The following is a 19,664-nucleotide window of genomic DNA, read 5'->3' as shown; positions in this document are numbered from 1 at the left end:
AAGCATACCCATCTCATACAGCAACAGAACATTTTTCTTGTGACGCATATCGAAAGATTGCTACCGTTCATCGATATTTCATGCACTATGCGGCACAGAATTGGTGAATTTATACATATGGCACAAAGATGGGATAAGGTAGCTGTGCTAAATTTCACACACAAGGACTGCGCCCATGAACGATGTACAACAGAACCATCACGTAACCAACCACAACACAAAACAGCAGTTCAACGCCGGTGTTGAAGAGCCTCAGCACACGGTCCAAGCAGATGCGTCACCTGTCAATACCGAGCCGGTAGCTATTCCCATACAAGCAAGGTCAAGCGAACGTGCCCAGCGTAAAACTATACGCGCACGCCTTAATGACGAAGCCGGGCGAAAGCTCATATTTGGAGTAAGCGTAACCATTTTAGGGGGCACCTTTTGGGGTTTATCGGGTACCACTGCGAGCTACCTCTTCCAAAACTATCATCTCGATGTAATGTGGCTCACAAGTATTCGACAGTTCTTTGCAGGCGTTTTGTTTATGTTGCTTGCCTTTGCCCGCGAGCGTGAAAAGCTCAAACAGATGTGGACTACACCCGCTCACCGGCGAGAACTCCTGTTGTTTGCGCTGTTGGGCATTTTTGGCAATCAGGTTGCCTATCTCATGACCGTTAAGCTTACCAACCCCGGAACTGCCACCGTATTGCAATGCCTCCAGCTCCTCATTGTTATGGTCATCTCTTGTATCCGGCTTAAGCGCTTACCACGTAAGCGCGAGGTTGCAGGCGTTGCGCTCGCGCTGCTTGGCACCTATCTCATTGCAACGGGAGGCAACCCCACAAGCTTGGCAATTCCTTTTGACGGTCTTGTTCTCGGGTTGCTCACAGCAGCTGCCGCTGCCTTTATTGTGGTTGCGCCAGTTAATATTTTGCCGCACTATGGCTCTACCGTAGTAACTGGCTCTGCTATGTTTAGCTCAGGCATTTTGGCATGCGCCCTTGCGCAACCGTGGAATAATCTGCCACACCTTGGAGCCGATGGCATACTTGCACTTATAATCTTAATTGTCGTTGGTTCCTTTTTGGCCTATCAGCTCTATCTACAAGGTGTTAAAGAAATTGGTTCAATGCGCGCAAGCCTGCTGGGAACCGTGGAGCCCATCTCTGCCACTGTATTAAGTGCAATCTTTTTAGGCACGGTTTTTGCGCCCACTGACCTCATAGGCTTTGCGCTTATTATTGCAATGGTGTTCTTAACGGTTTAGCGAATGTAGAGCGGTTTGCGGTTATTAAAACTCTTGTAGTTCAACAGCCTTAACGCAACAAGCTCGCCCTACACAGTTTGGCAGACACGCGCGGTATTACAGCGTTATGCGCAGCGAAGCAACATTTTGCTGCCTCGCTCTCCAAACTAGTCCACCCTTGCAGGCTCCAAACTTAGAACTCACCGATGCGCTTAACCTCAGGCTCAAGAGTTACGCCAAACTGACGAAACACCTCATCCTGTACATGCTTAATAAGAGCATCAACATCTGCCGCACGCGCGGTACCCGTGTTAACCAAAAAGCCACAATGCTTTTCTGATACCTGTGCACCGCCTATACGAACACCCCTCAACCCAGCATCCATAATAAGCTTACCGGCAAAGTATCCTTCGGGGCGCTTGAACGTTGAGCCTGCGCTCGGCATTTCAAGAGGCTGCTTCTCTTCGCGGCGCTGCTGAAAATCTGCCATACGCGCCTGAATATCTTCAGCCGTATCAGGACAAAGAGCAAAACGTGCAGAAAGCACAATCAGATTTTCATCATGTATACGACTCTGTCGATAGCCCATCGCAAGTTCTGCCACCGCAATCTCTTGCACGCGACCCTTCTCACCTGGCACACCCGGAACATATACCTGTACCGACTCTAAAACGTCTGCAGTTTGATAACCATAAGCTCCTGCGTTCATGTGACACGCACCACCTACGGTTGCCGGTATGCCCCAAAGTCCTTCCATACCAGCAAGCGATGCCGTAGCTGCCTCAAGGGCAACATCGCGCAATAAAGCTCCTGCCTCGGCATATATCTTTGTTCCTTCAAGGCGTATTGTTGCAAAGGTATCACGTAGCAACACAACGACACCACGAATACCACGATCGCTTACCAGTAAATCGGAGCCATTGCCAACCACTGTTATTGGCAGCTGTGCCACTGATACGATATTTAATACCTGTACCAGTTCCTCAACCGAATGTGGAAACACCATGACATCGGCCGGACCTCCTACACGAAAGGTAGTGTGCTCTCGCATAGGCTCAACCATAAGCACGCTATCTGCGCCAACAACTGCTCCAAGAGCACCTAACACTTCTTCATTAAAGCTATCGTATTCGTGCATAGAATCCTCTCGAATCCTCTCATCGGTAATTATGCGCCGTTTATTGCGTTCATCATACCCGCCGTTGCATAGTTTGTCTGTTTGCGTATAGTGTAGATGTATGTTTCAAGACGGGGTGCAATTCCCCACCGGCGGTAGCTGTATCAACAAACTGATACAGAAGCCCGCAAGCCAGAGAAGGCCGATCCGGTACAGTCCGGAGCCGACGGTACAGTCCGGACGGAAGAAACGGAGCTATTATGGCCCAAACCTTTAACACGCGCACCATTGCTGTGGGCGGCATGCTTGCTGCGTGTTCCCTCATTGTTAGCTTTATTCAAATCCCTATCTTTCCGGCGGCTCCTTGGCTGTCCTATGACCCCTCTGGTGTTATATGTGTCATAGCAGCCCTTGCTTTTGGACCAAAACTAGGAGTTGCTGTTGCGGTTATATCTTGGCTCCCACACTTCTTTTTTAATCCCTTTGGCATGATTATGGGAACACTCAATACCGTGAGCTTTGTGCTGCCTGCGGCGCTTATCTACACAAAAGCTAAGCAATCACGCGCCGCCTCACTTCTTGGCATGATTGTAGGAGCACTGCTTGCCATTGCTGTTTCATGTGCTGCCAACCTCATCATTACGCCACTTTATACCTCAGTAACCCTCATGCAAACAGCGGCTATGATTTTGCCCATACTCTTACCATTTAACGCCTTAAAGATGCTCATAAACCTTGTTATGGGTCAGATGCTGTTAGCTCCTTGCATGAATGTACTTGCAGCTCATCGCTCATGATTAGTCCCCATATTCAACTTCAACATATTTCACTTTCTTATGGTGATGTGCAAGCACTTGATGATGTGTCTCTCACTGTTCAGCCAGGTGAACATATTTGTATTCTAGGAGGAAATGGCTCGGGCAAATCAAGCCTTCTGCAGGTGATTGCCGGTTTGTTAGAACCACAAACCGGCAGCGTGCAGATAATGAAAACCACGCTTGAAGAGCCCGACTCTATCCATTACATTCGCCAGTATCTTGCCATGGTATTTCAGCAGCCCGAAGACCAACTGGTCACGAGCATTGTTGCTGATGATGTTGCCTTTGGTCCAGAGAACCTCGGCGTGTCTGCAGCCGAAATTGCCAAGCGTGTTGATGCTGCACTTGCCGCGGTACATATGAGTGCCTATGCAGATGCTGACCCCACAACACTCTCTGGTGGACAAATGCAGCGTATTGCTCTTGCAGGTGCGCTTGCTATGAACCCGCGTATTCTCTTGCTTGATGAACCCTCTGCTATGCTCGATGCAGAAGGGCATGCTGATATTCAACGCATTATTGTACAGCTCAACCAGCAAGGCATCACCATTGTTCATGTAAGCCATTTCATGGAAGATGCGCTCGATGCTGACCGGGTTTTTGTATTACAGCAAGGCAAAATTGCATATGAGGGAAGCCCTTGTGAGGTGTTTGCTAACCGGACGCGCGTCCAAGAGCTCGGTCTGGAGCTGCCCTTTAGCCTTCGTGTTGCCGCCCAACTTGAGGATGCGGGCTATATCTTGCCTGTTTGTGCGCAAGAGGACGAGCTTATCTCGTGGTTGCAAGAACATATATCAAAGCCAGTAGATGGTATGGGTGTGCAGCACGGTCCAGGCGTGCAAAACTCATATAAACCCACAGGTCAGCCCCTTGGGTCTGGTATCGATTCCAATATGCTCGCTGCAAATAAGGCGGTTTCTACACAAGATATAAACGCTCCCGCTCTTTCAGTTGAGCAGGTGAGCTTTAGCTATTCCGCACCCAGTAATACCTCATCAAACTTTGCCGTAGAGAATCTAAACTTTACAATAAGCCCTGGTAGCTTAGTTGCTCTCGTGGGGCGGACAGGTTCTGGCAAGTCAACTACTGCAGAACTTTTGGCAGCACATATTCAACCGAACACGGGTCGCATTTTTGTGGGCGATATATCAACCGCCGATAAGCGTCGGCGTGCAGAACTTAGGCGCAACATTGGCTATGTGACCCAGCTTCCTGAGCGTCAGCTCTTTGCACAAACTGTCTTTGATGATATTGCCTTTGGTCCGCGCAATCTTGGTTGCTCTAACGATGAGGTTCAAAGGCGTGTTATTGACGCGCTGTCCACGCTGGGCATCTCTGCGCGTGAAGATTTTCTCATGCGCTCGCCTTTTAATCTCTCTGGCGGACAACAGCGCAGTGTAGCTCTTGCCGGGATACTTGCCATGCAGCAAGCATGCATCATTTTTGATGAGCCCATGGCAGGGCTTGACCCTGTAGGGCGCGACCATATGCGCGCCACCCTCATGCGCCTTAAAGCCGCCGGCACTACCCTCATTGTGATTACACATTCCCTTGATGATGTAGCGGAGTTTGCAGACCAGCTTATCTGCATGGAACAAGGGCATATAGTTGCTCAGGGAAGTCCGCGTGCAGTTTTTAGCGCTCAGCCGCTACGCACACCCGGACTCCCCGCCGCGCTACACCTCTCCCAGCACCTGCAAGCCTTAGGGCTACTGTCTAAAACAACGCCGAGTGCGCTTACGCTCACAGAACTCGTAGAGCAGCTTCTTATAGCACTTGATACGCCGTCACATTCAATGAGTAAAGAGGAGCGACATGGTGATACGCACTAGTCTGGGGAAATACTTCGCCGGAACCTCCTTCATTCATAAAATTGACCCGCGCGTCAAAACGCTCATTTGTATTCTCTTTATGATTAGCTGCTTTATGGTGCAAAACCTCCCTGCGCTTGCTCTTTGTACACTCGCCTCACTCAGCGCATGCATAGCATCGCGCGTACAAATTGGTCTTATTGCACGACAGCTTCGCCCCCTTTGTGCCTTCCTGCTCATAACCTCACTGTTTAATCTCTTTTTTGTTCAATCTGGGCCTCGTATCTTCCAACTTGGCATACTGCACCTCCACTTAAGTGGTCTCACTGCCGCGTTCATGTATACTGTGCGTTTTTTGATGCTGCTTCTCGCGGGCATTACGTTTATGCTCACCACAACACCTACAGCAATTTGTAACGCGCTTGAACGCCTTCTTTCACCTCTCGCGCGCATTGGCGTGCCAGTACAGCAGCTCGCACTTATGCTCTCAATTACCCTGCGCTTTGTACCTATTTTGGTACAAGAAGCCAACATTATCCGAACTGCCCAGATAAGTCGGGGTGCCCAACTTGAAGGGCTTGGTGTTGTTGGGTCTATTCGTGCAAGTATTCCGCTACTCGTGCCGCTCTTTGCAAGCGCAATGCGCCACGCCGAAAACCTTGGACGTGCTATGGAAGTACGTGCCTATGGACATAGCAAAACGCACAGCCACTATCATGACCTGCGCTTAAGCTGGCGTATCGACGGGCTCTTTATCGCTTGTTTTTGCGGATATATATGTGCACTTGCAGGCTGTACGTTGCTTCTGTAGGCATCGCCTGCTTTGATGGCATACATTCTACCTAGCACCAAACAAGTTAGTAGAATTGAACGTAAAAAGGCGCTGAGCTATGCCCAGCGCCCAATATATCTAAATAAGCTAAGCCTCAATTCAAGCCTTAGGCCTCAAGGTTGATGCCACTTGCCCAGCCCCAGCGCGGCGTAACGGTTTCTCCATAGAAGTTAATCCACTGGTCAAGGTTAATGGAGCGAATATATCCAATATTATCCATAACGGTGTTGCCGCCCACGTACACGCCAACATGACCATAAACCTGACCTGCCTGCGTTTGCGGGTGCGACGAGACAGCAATAATCATGCCAACCTTAAGTTTGTTTTTATCTGACGATGTGCACCAAGCGTTATACATATCGTTGGCATTACCGCCTACATATCCCAAGCCTGCGTTTTCAAAAACGTAGCTCACCCATGCAGCGCAAAGGCCATAGCCTGGCGAAGGAGTAACACCACAAGAATTAACCACGCGCTTTTGCGCAGTTGCACCGGCAACCGTTTGGCTCATGCCCGGACGAACACCCGCGCTCCCGCGCACGCCATTTGCATGTTGACGAGCAGCAGCCGCTGCACGACGTGCTTCTTCTTCGGCCTTTGCCGCAGCCAAAATCTCTTTGTCGCGCTGAGCGATTAACGCTTTAACATCATCGGACAAATTTGAGAGCAGATTCTGCACCTCGTCCTTTTTAGCGTTCATAGCCTTGAGCTGCTCAGCTTGCACTGCTCTAAGCGCCTCAAGCTCACTCTTTTGCTTTTCAAGATTAAGCTTTTGTTGTTCAAGCTCACGCTGAACACGGTTAACCGCAGCAATCGCTTCTTGGTCGCTTTCATTTACCTTGTTGAGATAAAAGGTCTTTGAAATAAGCTCATCAAATGAAGAGGAGGACAACAGCATAGCAAGCGCATCAGTGCCGCCTGCTTTATAGTTGCTCGAAACCCGGTCAGAAAGAATACCTTTCTTTGCTTTGAGCTCGGCTTCTTTCTTTTCAATCTCAAGCTGCGTAGCGTCAATCTGGTTCTGAACAGCCTCGATTTGTGACAGCGTTTGATCCTGCTTCACGCTGAGCTCTTGGAACTGAGCAGCAAGCTCATTCATCTGTTTTTGTACTTGCTCGTATTTTGCCTGTGCCTCAGCTAGTGCTTTTTTAGTAGCCTCAGTTGCATCAGCAGCTTGTGCTAAATGTGGAAAACCAAACAGCACCGCTGCGCCAGCCATACTTAAAACAGCCTTCAAGGCATTGCGACGAGAAAGCTCTGCCGTGTATTCAAAAGAAGAGTTAAGCTTTGTGAGCTGCTCTTCTTCACTCGTTTTTGTTGTTCGTGACATACGTTCTCCGTTTATTCTATATATATGTCTCCGGTAAAACGACGGATATAGGATACCTCAGCAACCGCTCGGGTGCCAATCTCCATCAAGCGTTAACGGAATGTAGACCTACTCCACACAGGCGGGAGTATACTTTGATGTAGGCCAACTCGAAAAGGAGCTTGTATGTCAGATACACAAACCAACAGCAAAGGCTGTGTCCTCGTAACCGGCGGTGCGGGCTTTATTGGGTCACATACCGTTGTTGAACTGCTCGAAGCTGGCTATCAAGCGGTTGTAGTTGACGATCTTTCTAACGCGAGCGCCGTTGCTCTTGAGCGCGTTGCCGCCATTGTTGGCAAAAAAAATGCCGAGCGTCTTCACTTCTATGAAGCTAATCTCCTTGACCGCGAAGCACTAGACCACATCTTTACTTCACACGCTATTGACTGTGTCATTCACTTTGCAGGCTATAAAGCGGTAGGCGAAAGTGTTAGCAAGCCTATTGAGTACTACCATAATAATCTTGGCTCCACGCTGGCGCTTGTTGACGTCATGCGAGCTCATGAGTGCAAATCTATCATTTTCTCTAGCTCATCAACCGTATACGGCGACCCCGACGAGCCACCAGTGACCGAACTTTCTCCTAAAAAGATGGTGACCAACCCCTATGGCTGGACCAAATGGATGATTGAACAGATTCTTACCGATATTTATAGCTCCGACCCCGCGTGGAATGTTGTTTTGCTACGCTACTTTAATCCCATTGGAGCGCATCCCTCAGGTCTTATTGGCGAAGACCCTAAAGGTATTCCTAACAATCTGGTGCCCTATGTAGCACAGGTTGCTGTTGGCAAGCTCGAAGCAGTCCAGGTTTTTGGCAATGATTATCCCACCCCTGATGGCACCGGTGTGCGCGACTATATCCACGTTGTTGACCTTGCACAAGGTCACCTTGCTGCGCTTAACTGGATGCACGGTAAAACAGGGGTTGAAATATTTAACCTCGGAACAGGTACCGGCAGCTCCGTGCTTGAGGTGATTCATGCCTTTGAAGCAGCCGCGGGCAAGCCAATCCCCTATGTTATTCGCGAGCGTCGTGCCGGCGACATAGCCGCCAACTGGTGTGATGCCAGCAAAGCTGAGCAGATGCTGGGCTGGAAAGCGCGCTTTGACATCACCGATATGTGCCGCGATTCATGGGCTTGGCAATCAGCAAATCCCAACGGCTTTGAAGATGCTCAATAGCGTGCAGGACGTTTGGAGCGCATAGCCGTGTCTGGTTCCTTTCTTGCCTTTTTAGCAGAGCATGTTGAGCCGCTCAACGAGCACCTTAAAACTGCCTATTTAGGGCAAACAAACCCCGCGCAAACAGTGTCGGCAGACTTAGAGCGCTATCTCTTTGAGCCGCTCACACGCTTTACGCAAAACGGCGGCAAGCGCGTACGTCCGCTCATATGCATGCTGGCAGCCAAAGCTGTCGGCGGCGACTTTTGGCAAGCGTACTCAGCAGCTGCAGCCATTGAGCATTTTCAAAGTGCGGCGCTTATTCATGACGATATTGCCGATCACAGCCAACTACGACGCGGCGAGCCCTGCCTGCACATACAGATGGGTGAAGCACTTGCAATCAACTGTGGAGATTTAGCCCTGACTTGGGTAGTGCATACCGTACTCGAGGACAAAACACTCCAGGATAGCATCAAGCTATTGATTATCGACGAGCTAACCGCTATGACAACGCGCACAATTGAGGGACAAGCACTTGACTTGGGTTGGGCACGTGATGAGCGCTTTGACCTTTCTGTTGAAGATTATTTGAATATGGCGCGGCTTAAGACATCCTATTACAGCGCTGCAACGCCGCTTGCCTGCGGTGCCATTATCGGCGGTGGCAGCCCTGAACAAATTGAGGCGCTGCGCAGCTTTGGTATGGACGCTGGCTTGGCATTTCAAATTCAAGACGATCTTCTCAACCTTGATGTTCGCGATGGCGCGCCTGAAAAAGACCAAGGTAGCGACATCACAGAGGGAAAGCGCACGTTAATAGCTATTCACGCACTTACTCATGCTCAATGCGCTCAGCGCGAGGAGCTTATTGCGCTACTTAAGGCAAATACCTCTGAACCTCAAAAGATAGCACGGGCTATTGAGCTTTTTGATGCATGTGGTTCCCGCGATTTTGCAGCTCAGCAGGCAAAGCAGCTGGTAGAACGTGCAAAATCGCATCTTGCGGGTATTGAATTTGAACCAGAAAGTTATCGCCTGTTCATGGACATGGCAGACTATTTTATTCATCGGGTACACTAGCACACAAGCACACCGCCAGAAGCACTGCGCTTCTGTTGAGCATTGAAAGGCATTGCCATGGAGCCCATCGTAGTAGGAATGACGGGGCCTGCCGTCGAAGACGTACAGACGCGTCTTGTTGGTCTTGGCTTTTCGATTGATAAACGCGAACTCGAAGAGCAAAGCTTTGGAGCTAGCACCGCTTCTGCAGTGCGTTCGTTTCGCGCTGAACAGGGCTTGCCCGAGCTTGAAGATATTGATATGCCTGCATGGAGCATGCTTGTTGATGCCTCGTATAAGCTAGGCGATCGCACGCTCTATCTCAGGCTTCCTAACTTTCATGGAGCCGATGTTGCCGAGCTTCAGCAAGCGCTTAACACACTTGGCTTTGCCTGCGGTGTTGTTGATGGCTATTTTGGTCCGCATACCGAGGCTGCACTCCAGGAGTTTCAGGAGAATGTTGGCTTGTTTGCCGATGGCATGGCTTTCCAAGATACGTTTAGCTATATTGCTCGCCTGCGCCACGTTTGGGACGGCAAGCCTTCCGTAGTCGAAGCGGTTACTCACGCACGCATGGGTCTTGCACGCGCCGCAAGCGTGCTCGAACAGGTGCGTGTGGCAGTGGGCGGCGAAGACCCTATCTCGCGCAATGTTGCATCGCGCATGTGGAATATCGCCTCTGCAACAACCATCAACAGCGGTATGGTGCTCTTTAATGGCACCGCTCCAGAAGATGTTGATTTTATTATTGATATTGCAAGCCGCAGTCTCCCTGATGATGCTGAGCCGCAGGCAACCATCGTACTAAGTGAGGTCAGCAACCTTGCACAGCGTATTCAGACCGCCTACGCTGCAGCAAAAGTACCGCCCGCCCGCCTGAGACTCGAGATTTCCGGCATGGCTAACTCAGGTTCCTTCACCGCAAATGATGCACAAATGTTGGCGCTTAAACTTCTTGATGGAGTATGTGATGCATTAAGCGCCTAATTACGCTACACTATACCGGCGTTGAGTTTGCAGGCTTTTGCGTGCGGCTTACAGTGGGGCGTCGTCCAACGGCAGGACCCCGGTTTTTGGTGCCGGTTACGGGGGTTCGAATCCCTCCGCCCCAGCCAGCTATTTAACAGGTCAGGTTCCGAGCCTGACCTGTTTTGTTTTTGCTCGCCGTGAATCTCTGCTAAAACCCACGCCCTGGTATTACAAGCATCATGCCAGTTTGTACATTTTTCTTCAGATATTCACGCAGATAAAACGCGATTGGCGCATATCCATAAATGTGACTAGAATAGAAGCACTTTATGCTCAAGCAGATGCTTGCATTTTGAGAGTATGTGCTGTGCCATTTGTTGTTGCTTTTATGGATTAAGGGCACTGCAGATTGCTTGCCTCACAACCTCTCAGCTGACCGCGCAACATTTTAGCTGAGCGCTGTTGCTCGCGTGAAAGGGGCATGTTATGAAGACTGTCATTGTTGGAACCAATCATGCAGGTATTGCAGCTGCTAACACCTTGCTGGATAACTATCCTGACCAGCAAGTTGTTATGATTGACCGCAATACCAATCTTAGTTATTTGGGCTGCGGCACCGCACTTTGGGTTGGCCGTCAGATTGATTCATACGAAAACCTGTTCTATACCAACAAACAGGCGTTTGAAGACAAGGGTGCACAGATTCATCTTGAGACAAGTGTTGAGAGCATCGACTTTGACGCACATGTTGTCCATTGCACAGCAGCTGATGGCAGCAGCTTCGATGAAAGCTATGACAAGCTTATTCTGGCTACCGGCTCTTTGCCCATTGCGCCCGAGCTGCCCGGTCATGACCTAGATGGTATTTGCTTCTTGAAGCTCTTCCAAGAGGGTCAAGAGGTCGATCGCTGGATGAGCGACGAACAGGTTAACAATGTTGCCGTGATTGGTGCTGGCTATATTGGTGTTGAAATAGCTGAGGCAGCTAAACGCCGTGGCAAAAATGTACGCTTGTTTGACATTGCTCCCACCTCACTTGCAAGCTACTACGACCCCAACTTTACCGAGGCAATGGACAAAAACCTTGCCGAGCATGGCATTGAATGTCACTTTGGTGAGCGGGCAGTAGCGTTTCATGGAGAAAACGGTCGCATAACTGCACTGGAAACCGAATCAGGCACCTACCCTGCTGATTTGATTATCAACTCAATTGGTTTTATGCCAAATACTGAGCTTGGTCGTGAGCATCTTGAGTGCCTTAAGAACGGCGCTTATCTTGTTGATGCACACCAACAAACAAGCGACCCAGACGTATATGCCATTGGCGACTGCGCAAGCATTTGGTCTAATGCTCTCCAGGCTACTACCTATATTGCGCTTGCTACAAACGCTGTACGTTCAGGTATTGTTGCTGGTCACAATGTTGGTGGTACACAGCTTGATGCTATTGGTGTTCAGGGCTCAAACGGCATTTCAATCTTTGGCTACAACATGGTATCAACTGGTCTTTCTGTGACTGCAGCAACCAAAGCTGGCTTAGATGTATGCCATGCTGACTTTGAAGACCTGCAGCGTCCGGGCTTCATGCGCAAAAATGCAAGCGTCAAGATTCGCATTGTCTACGAGCGGAGCAGCCGTCGCGTAGTTGGAGCGCAGCTAGCTTCCACTGAGGACATTTCGATGGGCATTCACCTTTTCTCGCTTGCAATTGAAGAGGGTGTAACTATCGACAAGCTCAAGTTGCTGGATATTTTCTTCCTTCCACACTTTAACCAGCCGTATAACTACATCACCATGTGTGCTCTCGGCGCTGAATAAGCGGAATAAGCAGCTGCTCGTTTCCCGGAGGCGGGGTGTGGGGTGTGGTTGCAGCTCTGATTTTGCTTCATGTCGCTTCACTTTGCCAACTGGACGAATAGCTCGTAAGCTTGCTGAGTGACGTAGGCTTTTTGCGTCGTCTAAGCTGGGAGAATGAATTGCAAGTGTATGGGGTGGCATAGTTTTCACCTCGTCTATGTGATGAATGAGTCGTAAACGTATAGGGTGGCATAGTCTTTTAACGGGAACTGCGCTACGCGAAAGTTCCCTTAGAAAAGCTATGCCACCCTTATGTTGTAGCTCTGTCTCACTTGCTTTACGAGCTAATTCTCCCTCTGTAGTTTGCTTATCACCTCATATCAGCTGAACGAATGATTGCGCTCTCCGAATGTGCTTCGCAAAATTCTCCGAGCACAATCATTCGTCCTATTTTTACAGTAACGACCCATTACCTATACGACACTCAGCTCACTCCACACTCCGCCATGCACAAGCAGTGCGTATAGGATGAAAAGGGTTTAGTTGCAACTCCTGCGCAACCAGAGAGAAATCCCGCTTCAAGGGCTTTTTCACTCGAAAGACTTCCTCGAAACGTGTACTCCGCAAAACTTCTCGTTTCTCAACTTGAAATAGACCAAGGTATTGCATTCTACGAATATGCTTGGCAGAATTCTCCGAACGCAATACCTTGGTCATTCACCTACTTATCGTTCTTTCCAAAAACTCAAATCAAGAAAAGAGTAGTTCGCAAACACTTTTTCTGAAAAAGTAGCGCGTTTCTCATATGTACAGATAGATTTCAAAACGACGACAACTTGGCTGAGCAATTTTGACAGAAACGGGCAATTTGGCAGTAAAAACTGACAAAAAGGGGCAATCTGGCAATAAACCCCCTAAAGCAGGAAAGGATATACTTCATCTACCTGCAGGTTCATAAAATAACGAATAACCCACGGGGGTTCTACACTACCAAATTGCCCATTTCTGTCAAAAAGCGTTGGGCTGGTATTGCCACCAGCGGAAATCAGATTAGCAAACAAAACTTGAAATCTGGCGAAAACAATCAAATCTAGTGGTCAAATAACACCTCTGACCTATGCTTTGGCAAAAATGACTAATTTGACGCAATAACCTGTCATTTTTGACGAATTTGGCGTAAAGAGACAGCTGTCAACTTACTCGCAGCTCATCTACCTGCGGTTTTGTAGGACAAATACTAACCCGCTGGGTTATAGAGAGTACAAATTCGTCATTTTTGCCAAAACGACAGGTGTAACTTATCGATGTGATGGTGGTGGTAGTTTGTGTTTAGTGCATTAGCTGTACTGCTGCGTAACGTGCCGTAATGAATTGCAGTGTTGGAATACCTTGTAATAGCTTTACAAAATTGCGAAAACTCAGGGTTTCTGGAAGCAAATCGCTCTAGTGTACGAATTATTCCCTGTGGTCCAAGTATAGGGGGTCTGTACAAGCGAACTTTTCAGCGTTTCCGCAGGAAAGACGCTTTACTCTAGCAAAGTATACTTAACCTCTTGCAAAAAATCGTACACTAGGCCCGTTTCCTCCTTGAGCGTTAATGTAATACAGCGTATATATCACTTATTAGCTAAAAGGAAGCACTGCAACAGAGGCAGTTTGAGTAGGCAGACCAAGGTATTGCATTCGAAGAATGCAATACCTTGTCCGTACTGCTAACCAAGCGGGAGTGAGGCTCACGGGCAGGTAAAAGCTTAACGGTAAAAGAGAGCTTCAACCCAAACCTTTTTATCCCATATGCGCTGCTTGTGTATGGCGGGGTGTGGGGTGAGCTGAGTGCTGTATATGCATTTGGCATTTACTGTAAGAAGAGGACGAATGATTGTGCTCGAAGAATTCTGCGAAGCACATTCGGAGAGCACAATCATTCGTTCAGTTGATATGAGGTGATAAGCAATCAACTGAGAGGGAGAATTAGCTCGTAGAACAGGTGAGATAGAGATGCAGCATAAGGGTGGCATAGCTTTTCTAAGGGAACTTTCGCGAAGCGCAGTTCCCGTGAAAAGACTATGCCACCCCGTAAGCTTGCAATTCGTTCGTCCAGCTTAGACGACATGAAAAGCCTCTGCCATCAACGATACTAAGAGCGAAATCAAATCCGCAACAACAGCTCGCCCCACACCCTGCCTCTAGGAAGCAAGCAACGGCGTATCACTCGGTTTCGGAATGCCCGCCGCCCGCGGTAACAGCAGCTCCATTTGTCCAATCGTCGCTGCTGTTAGTTGCAAGATCGCCCAGTGTTGTTGACTGACCCTTGCGCCCAGAGCTATTGGGGCCTTTGGGATCTTCACCAGCCTCAACAAGTGCCATCATTTCTTTGAGCTCTTCTTCATATACAAAGACATAGCTCTTTCCGTTAATCATGGTATCTGAACCGGCGTGACTTGGAAGATTAGCCGACCAAATATTATTGGTATCCATACCGCGCATTGCTGTCATAACGCCAATGATGTCATCTACATTCATGGTGGTGACCAGCATTTCTTTCAGTGAATCCAGCAATGCCGGTACCTGTGTCAAATCAAGATTATTAAGAATCTTCTTTGCTAGTGCACCTAAAACCATACGCTGGTGACGCATGCGTGTATAGTCGCCATCGCCAAACTGATGACGCGCGCGGCTAAAGACCAACGCCATCTCACCGTTAAGATGCTGATCTCCCGAAGGAACCGGCACATCACCTGCATCTGGGTCGTCCACGGCGTCACCTTCAGGAATGGTTAAATCTATGCCCCCAACTGCATCAACCAAGTTCACCATACCCGTGAAACTCACTTCAGCGTAATAGGAAATATCAACACCGCACAAATCTTTAACCGCAGTAACGACAGCCTCAGGACCGCCATAAGCATGCGTCTCGTTAATCTTCATTGTGCTGCCCTTATATTCAACCTTAGTATCGCGCGGAATTGAGATGAGAGCAGCGGTTTTCTTAACTGGATCGACATGCGCCAGAATAATAGAATCCGACCTAAACGTATCCTCTCCTGGTCGTCCATCGGTGCCTAGCAACAAAATATTAAATGGATCCTTTGCCGCATTATTATCGGTAAGAACACCCACCAGACCATTGAGATAACCTGCATCACCATGCAGTGAGCCGTTAATGATGCTCTTTGCAATATTGAGTGCCAGCGCGCTGCCGCCCAAAACAAAAAGCAACACAATGGTAGTAGTAATTACACGCCGCATAACTCGTCCGCGGCGACGCTCACGCGCACGCTGTGAATACCGCTCAACATTTTCGCGGCTATAAATACGACTTGCAGCTCCACTTGCATAACGCATTTGCTGAATGGGTTTTCTTGCCATATCCGCTCCTACTAATCAAAGTTGGGGTCAGGAACTGTCACGTATGCTACCTGCGCACCAAGTGCCACAAGTTTTTCAACAAAACGCTCATATCCGCGTGCAATATGATGAATTGCCGATACCTCAGTAGTGCCCTCAGCACAAAGACCAGCAAGCACCAAAGCAGCGCCACCGCGCAAATCGGGAGAAACCACCTGCGCACCAGACAGGCTGCGCACACCATGAATCATAGCGTGATGCCCCTCAATATGAATATCTGCACCCATGCGCACCAACTCTGATGCAAACATAAAGCGATTTTCAAAAATATTTTCGGTAATAATAGAGTTACCATCTGCAAGCGCAGATACCAGCATTGCCTGCGGTTGCATATCAGTGGGAAAGCCTGGAAACGGCAGTGTCTGAATGTCGATGGGCTTAATATGTTCAACTGGACGAACATGTATGCCGCCTGCAATACGCTCGCATTCAATGCCCATAGAGGCAAAGCGCTTGATGACCATATCAAGGTGAAGCGGATTAAAGCCAGTAACCTCGATACCCTCAGCACCAGCCATTAAAGCGCCGGCAACCACAAAGGTACCCGCTTCAATGCGGTCCCCTACCACCTGATGCTCAACCGGATGAAGCTCCGCGACACCTTCAATTTTAATAACCGGCGTACCAGCGCCTTCAATCTTTGCACCCATCTTGTTAAGCATACAAGCCAAATCAACAATCTCAGGCTCGCGCGCAGCATTATCAATGGTTGTACAACCTTGAGCACGCACTGCCGCCATAATGAGATTCTCGGTAGCTCCCACGCTTGCAAACTCAAGCGAGACGTCAGTGCCAACAAGACCCTCTGCAGCATCGGCATAGATATAACCGTGATCGGTATCAAAATGAACACCCAACGCCTCAAGACCCAGAATATGCATATCAATCTTGCGCGCACCTAAATTGCAACCACCGGGCATTGCAATCTTTGCCTTGCCAAAACGTCCCAGCAAGGGACCCATAACAGCTGTACTTGCCCGCATCTGAGCCACCAGCTCATACGGTGCCTCCCACATGGATACTGCAGAAGTGTCAATGAGCAGCGTGTGCTCGTCGATTACATCAATAGATGCTCCCATGTACTTGAGCACTTTGCCCATAACGTGTACATCTGAAATATTGGGAACATTGGTAAGCGTTGTTGCACCCGGAGCAAGCAGCGTTGCCGCCATCAGCTTGAGTGCGGAGTTCTTTGCACCGGCTACCTGTACTGAGCCGTGAAGCCGGTGACCACCTTTGACGCGAATGATATCCAAACGCAGACCTTTCAAAAAGAAACCCGGAAGCGGTGCCTCCGGGTTAATGCTCAAATCTTTGTTCTCAAACCTCTATGTAGAACTAAGCTCTGTGAGCAGAAGCTTACACCATGCTATCTCATTATAGAGATTGCTACGGCGAGCATCGTTTTCTGACAAATTAACCAATTCGTCTTCAAAACCTTGAAGTTGAGTCTCAAGCGTATGTACATCAAGCTGCGCCATATCTTCGGCGCGCTCGGCAAGAATGATAATCTTGTCCGACGCCACCTGCACATACCCTGTACCAACGGCAAACGTGCTGGTTATAGAGCCCATTTCCTCTGCACAGAGCTGCACAAAGCCTGAGGTGATGGTGAAAATCTCACTCGCATGAAGAGGCGCGATACCAAGACTTCCATCTGTTGCTGGCACCGTCAAAAAACGCGCCTCTCCCTCAAAGGCTAGATGCTCAGGACACACAATGCGAACATGCATTGCCATGCTAGTTCACCATCGCTTCGGCACGCTTGCGAACATCCTCAATGGTAGAGGCATAGCGGAATGCCTGCTCGGGCAAATCATCGCACTCGCCATCAATAATAGCGGCAAACGAGCGCACGGTATCTTCAACGCGCAGGTAAACACCCGGATTGCCGGTAAATTGCTCGGCTACATGGAAGGACTGCGACAAGAACTGCTGAAGCTTGCGTGCGCGCGTTACCGTAAGGCGCTGCTCCTCAGAAAGCTCGTCCATACCCAAGATTGCAATAATATCTTGCAAGTCAGAATACTCCTGCAACGTCTCTTGCACCTTAACCGCAACGCGATAGTGCTCCTCGCCTACAACATCTGGATCCAAAGCGTCAGAAGAGCTCGCCAGAGGGTCAATAGCTGGATACAAACCAAGCTCGGCAATGGAGCGCGACAATACTGTTGTGGCGTCTAAGTGCGTAAACGTGGTTGCTGGAGCGGGGTCGGTGAGGTCGTCTGCTGGCACGTAGATTGCCTGAACTGACGTAATTGAACCCGTTTTTGTTGAGGTAATACGCTCTTGCAAATCGCCCATCTCGGTTGCAAGTGTTGGCTGATAGCCTACTGCTGAGGGCATACGCCCAAGAAGCGCAGATACCTCAGAACCTGCCTGCGAGAACCGGAAAATGTTATCAATAAAGAGCAGAACGTCTTGTCCGCGGTCACGGAAATACTCCGCCTCGGTAAGACCAGCCAAGCCAATACGCAGGCGTGCTCCCGGCGGCTCATTCATCTGACCATATACCAAGCAGGTCTTTTCGATAACACCCGACTCAGTCATCTCAAGATAGAGGTCGGTGCCCTCACGCGTGCGCTCGCCAACGCCCGTAAAGACTGATGTACCGCCGTGCTCTTGCGCCAGATTGTTAATCAGCTCTTGGATAAGCACGGTTTTTCCAACACCAGCACCACCCATCAAACCCGTCTTGCCACCGCGAATATAGGGTTCAAGCAAATCAACTGCCTTAATGCCCGTCTCAAAAATCTCAGTCTTGGTGGTCAGCTCGTCAAAATTAGGAGCGGGGTGATGAATGGGATAGTAATCCTCCACCGCTGGCATAGGCTTACCATCAACCGGCTCACCTAGCACGTTCCAAACGCGACCGAGCGTTGCTGAACCAACGGGCATCTTCATGGGAGCACCCGTATCAGCCACCTCGATACCGCGCGTCAAGCCATCGGTTGAGGTCATTGCCACACAGCGAACAACATTGCCGGGAAGCTGGCTCTCAACCTCAAGCACGGTTTCAATGTGACCCATAGGCGTATCGGCACTCACCGTCAGCGCGTTATAAATCTCGGGTACATCGCCCTTAAAACGCACGTCAACAACCGGGCCAATAATACGAACAATTCGACCAATGCCCACACCAGTTGATTCTAAAAGTGCCTTCAAATCTTGCATTAGTAATCCTCCAACGCTGCGGCTCCGCCAACAATCTCGTTAAGCTCGGTGGTAATGGAAGCCTGGCGTACATGATTATATGTACGAGTAAGGTCAGCAATGATATTGCCTGCATTCTCTGTTGCAGAATGCATGGCTTTGCGCCGCGCACCCTGTTCTGCAGCTGCAGAGTCAATCAAAGCCTGATGAACAACGGTTAATACATAACTAGGAATTAGCTGGTCAAGCACCTGATTTGCCGATGGTGAATAGCTAAAATGCAAGGCAATTCGTTTAGGTCCGCCGGCATCATCGGTACGAGGACCGCGCGGTGCAGCCAAAACATCGGGGTCAAGCGGCAAGATTCGCTCTTGACGAAGCACCTGATCAACGCGGTTACGCGCGTGATAATAAATGATGTCCACACGACCAAAGCGCCCCTCAGCAAAACCTTGCAAAATGTAATCTGCAATTTCACGCGCACGCTGCAAGGTAGGATTATCAGACTCACCAACGACCGACATGACAACGTTAGGATAGTGCTTAAAATGCTCTGTTGCCTTGCGACCGCAGGTAATAAGCTCTACCTCAGTAGCCCCGTGACGACGATAGTGTTCGATGCGCGTCTCCGCTGCACGAACCACTTGCGTATTAAAGCCACCCGCAAGACCACGGTCAGAATTGATAACTATCAACAAAGCACGCTCATAGGTATCCGGGTTTTTGAGCAGCGGTGAGTTTGACGATGCGTCTGCAGCAACAGTAAGCATCACATCAGTAATTGCCTGTCGATACGGTTCAGAGCGCATTTCGCGGTTGAGCGCGCGGGCAATCTTTGCCGTGGAGACCATCTCCATGGTGCGAGTAATCTGCCGACTCCTACTAACCGAGGAGATGCGCTTCTTTATTTCGCGAAGATTGGACATGTGC

At 49.4% G+C, this 19,664-nt stretch carries 15 protein-coding genes, 1 tRNA gene and 1 riboswitch; of the genes, 9 read left to right on the top strand and 7 right to left on the bottom strand.

Annotated elements, in window-relative coordinates; genetic code table 11:
• The first annotated feature begins 175 nt into the window (after window positions 1–175).
• Window positions 176–1,252 carry a DMT family transporter gene (locus KPC83_RS00820; protein WP_216278711.1) on the top strand — a complete coding sequence of 359 codons (1,077 nt, stop codon included), beginning with the start codon at window positions 176–178 and terminating at the stop codon, window positions 1,250–1,252.
• A 172-nt stretch (window positions 1,253–1,424) separates the two neighbouring features.
• Here the strand turns inward: KPC83_RS00820 and murB are convergent, their stop codons facing one another.
• The gene (gene murB / locus KPC83_RS00815) at window positions 1,425–2,369 is read right to left on the bottom strand and encodes a UDP-N-acetylmuramate dehydrogenase (RefSeq protein WP_216278710.1); all 945 of its coding nucleotides are present in this window, start codon (window positions 2,367–2,369) and stop codon (window positions 1,425–1,427) included.
• Between the two features lie 97 nt (window positions 2,370–2,466).
• Window positions 2,467–2,604: riboswitch (FMN riboswitch) on the top strand.
• A gap of 4 nt (window positions 2,605–2,608) precedes the next feature.
• On the opposite strand from murB, the gene KPC83_RS00810 reads away from it, so the two are divergent.
• The 3 genes from KPC83_RS00810 to KPC83_RS00800 are packed head-to-tail and all read left to right on the top strand — an operon-like array spanning window position 2,609 to window position 5,788.
• Complete coding sequence (locus KPC83_RS00810; protein ID WP_216278709.1) at window positions 2,609–3,145, top strand: ECF transporter S component; 537 nt, start codon at window positions 2,609–2,611, stop codon at window positions 3,143–3,145.
• Window positions 3,142–4,998 (top strand): ABC transporter ATP-binding protein, encoded by a 1,857-nt coding sequence (locus KPC83_RS00805; protein WP_216278708.1) that lies wholly within the window; start codon window positions 3,142–3,144, stop codon window positions 4,996–4,998. Before KPC83_RS00810 ends, KPC83_RS00805 begins: the two co-directional genes overlap by 4 nt.
• Window positions 4,982–5,788 (top strand): energy-coupling factor transporter transmembrane protein EcfT, encoded by an 807-nt coding sequence (locus tag KPC83_RS00800; protein WP_216278705.1) that lies wholly within the window; start codon window positions 4,982–4,984, stop codon window positions 5,786–5,788. The genes KPC83_RS00805 and KPC83_RS00800 overlap by 17 nt, the downstream gene beginning before the upstream one ends.
• A gap of 127 nt (window positions 5,789–5,915) precedes the next feature.
• Here the strand turns inward: KPC83_RS00800 and KPC83_RS00795 are convergent, their stop codons facing one another.
• Window positions 5,916–7,139, bottom strand: a complete 1,224-nt coding sequence (locus KPC83_RS00795; protein WP_216278704.1) for a CHAP domain-containing protein — start codon at window positions 7,137–7,139, stop codon at window positions 5,916–5,918.
• Window positions 7,140–7,304: 165 nt separating this feature from the next.
• Here KPC83_RS00795 and galE point away from each other — a divergent pair, with 165 nt between their 5' ends.
• From galE to nox, 5 genes are all read left to right on the top strand, one after another.
• Window positions 7,305–8,366, top strand: coding sequence for a UDP-glucose 4-epimerase GalE (gene galE, locus KPC83_RS00790; RefSeq protein WP_216278703.1), 1,062 nt, complete (start codon window positions 7,305–7,307; stop codon window positions 8,364–8,366).
• Window positions 8,367–8,393: 27 nt separating this feature from the next.
• Window positions 8,394–9,428: a polyprenyl synthetase family protein gene (locus tag KPC83_RS00785; RefSeq protein WP_216278702.1), complete on the top strand. Its 1,035-nt coding sequence runs from the start codon at window positions 8,394–8,396 to the stop codon at window positions 9,426–9,428.
• 57 nt (window positions 9,429–9,485) lie between these two features.
• Window positions 9,486–10,394 (top strand): peptidoglycan-binding protein, encoded by a 909-nt coding sequence (locus KPC83_RS00780; protein ID WP_216278701.1) that lies wholly within the window; start codon window positions 9,486–9,488, stop codon window positions 10,392–10,394.
• A 54-nt stretch (window positions 10,395–10,448) separates the two neighbouring features.
• Window positions 10,449–10,522: transfer RNA gene (locus tag KPC83_RS00775), tRNA-Gln, on the top strand.
• A 340-nt stretch (window positions 10,523–10,862) separates the two neighbouring features.
• Window positions 10,863–12,194: a H2O-forming NADH oxidase gene (gene nox / locus KPC83_RS00770; protein WP_216278700.1), complete on the top strand. Its 1,332-nt coding sequence runs from the start codon at window positions 10,863–10,865 to the stop codon at window positions 12,192–12,194.
• Window positions 12,195–14,381: 2,187 nt separating this feature from the next.
• On the opposite strand, the gene KPC83_RS00765 is transcribed toward nox, so the two are convergent.
• From KPC83_RS00765 to atpG, 5 genes are all read right to left on the bottom strand, one after another.
• Window positions 14,382–15,542, bottom strand: coding sequence for an LCP family protein (locus tag KPC83_RS00765; protein WP_216278699.1), 1,161 nt, complete (start codon window positions 15,540–15,542; stop codon window positions 14,382–14,384).
• Between the two features lie 11 nt (window positions 15,543–15,553).
• Complete coding sequence (murA, locus tag KPC83_RS00760) at window positions 15,554–16,837, bottom strand: UDP-N-acetylglucosamine 1-carboxyvinyltransferase (protein ID WP_216278698.1); 1,284 nt, start codon at window positions 16,835–16,837, stop codon at window positions 15,554–15,556.
• A gap of 72 nt (window positions 16,838–16,909) precedes the next feature.
• On the bottom strand, window positions 16,910–17,320 hold the full coding sequence (locus KPC83_RS00755; RefSeq protein ID WP_371819268.1) for a F0F1 ATP synthase subunit epsilon: 411 nt from the start codon (window positions 17,318–17,320) through the stop codon (window positions 16,910–16,912).
• 1 nt (window position 17,321) lies between these two features.
• On the bottom strand, window positions 17,322–18,755 hold the full coding sequence (atpD, locus tag KPC83_RS00750) for a F0F1 ATP synthase subunit beta (protein WP_216278697.1): 1,434 nt from the start codon (window positions 18,753–18,755) through the stop codon (window positions 17,322–17,324).
• Window positions 18,755–19,660 (bottom strand): ATP synthase F1 subunit gamma, encoded by a 906-nt coding sequence (gene atpG, locus KPC83_RS00745; RefSeq protein WP_216278696.1) that lies wholly within the window; start codon window positions 19,658–19,660, stop codon window positions 18,755–18,757. Before atpG ends, atpD begins: the two co-directional genes overlap by 1 nt.
• Between the last annotated feature and the right edge of the window lie 4 nt (window positions 19,661–19,664).

Source organism: Collinsella sp. zg1085 (assembly GCF_018889955.1).
Lineage (GTDB): Bacteria > Actinomycetota > Coriobacteriia > Coriobacteriales > Coriobacteriaceae > Collinsella.
The sequence above is the reverse complement of the archived record's forward strand: the minus strand, read 5'-3'. Positions and strand labels throughout refer to the sequence as shown.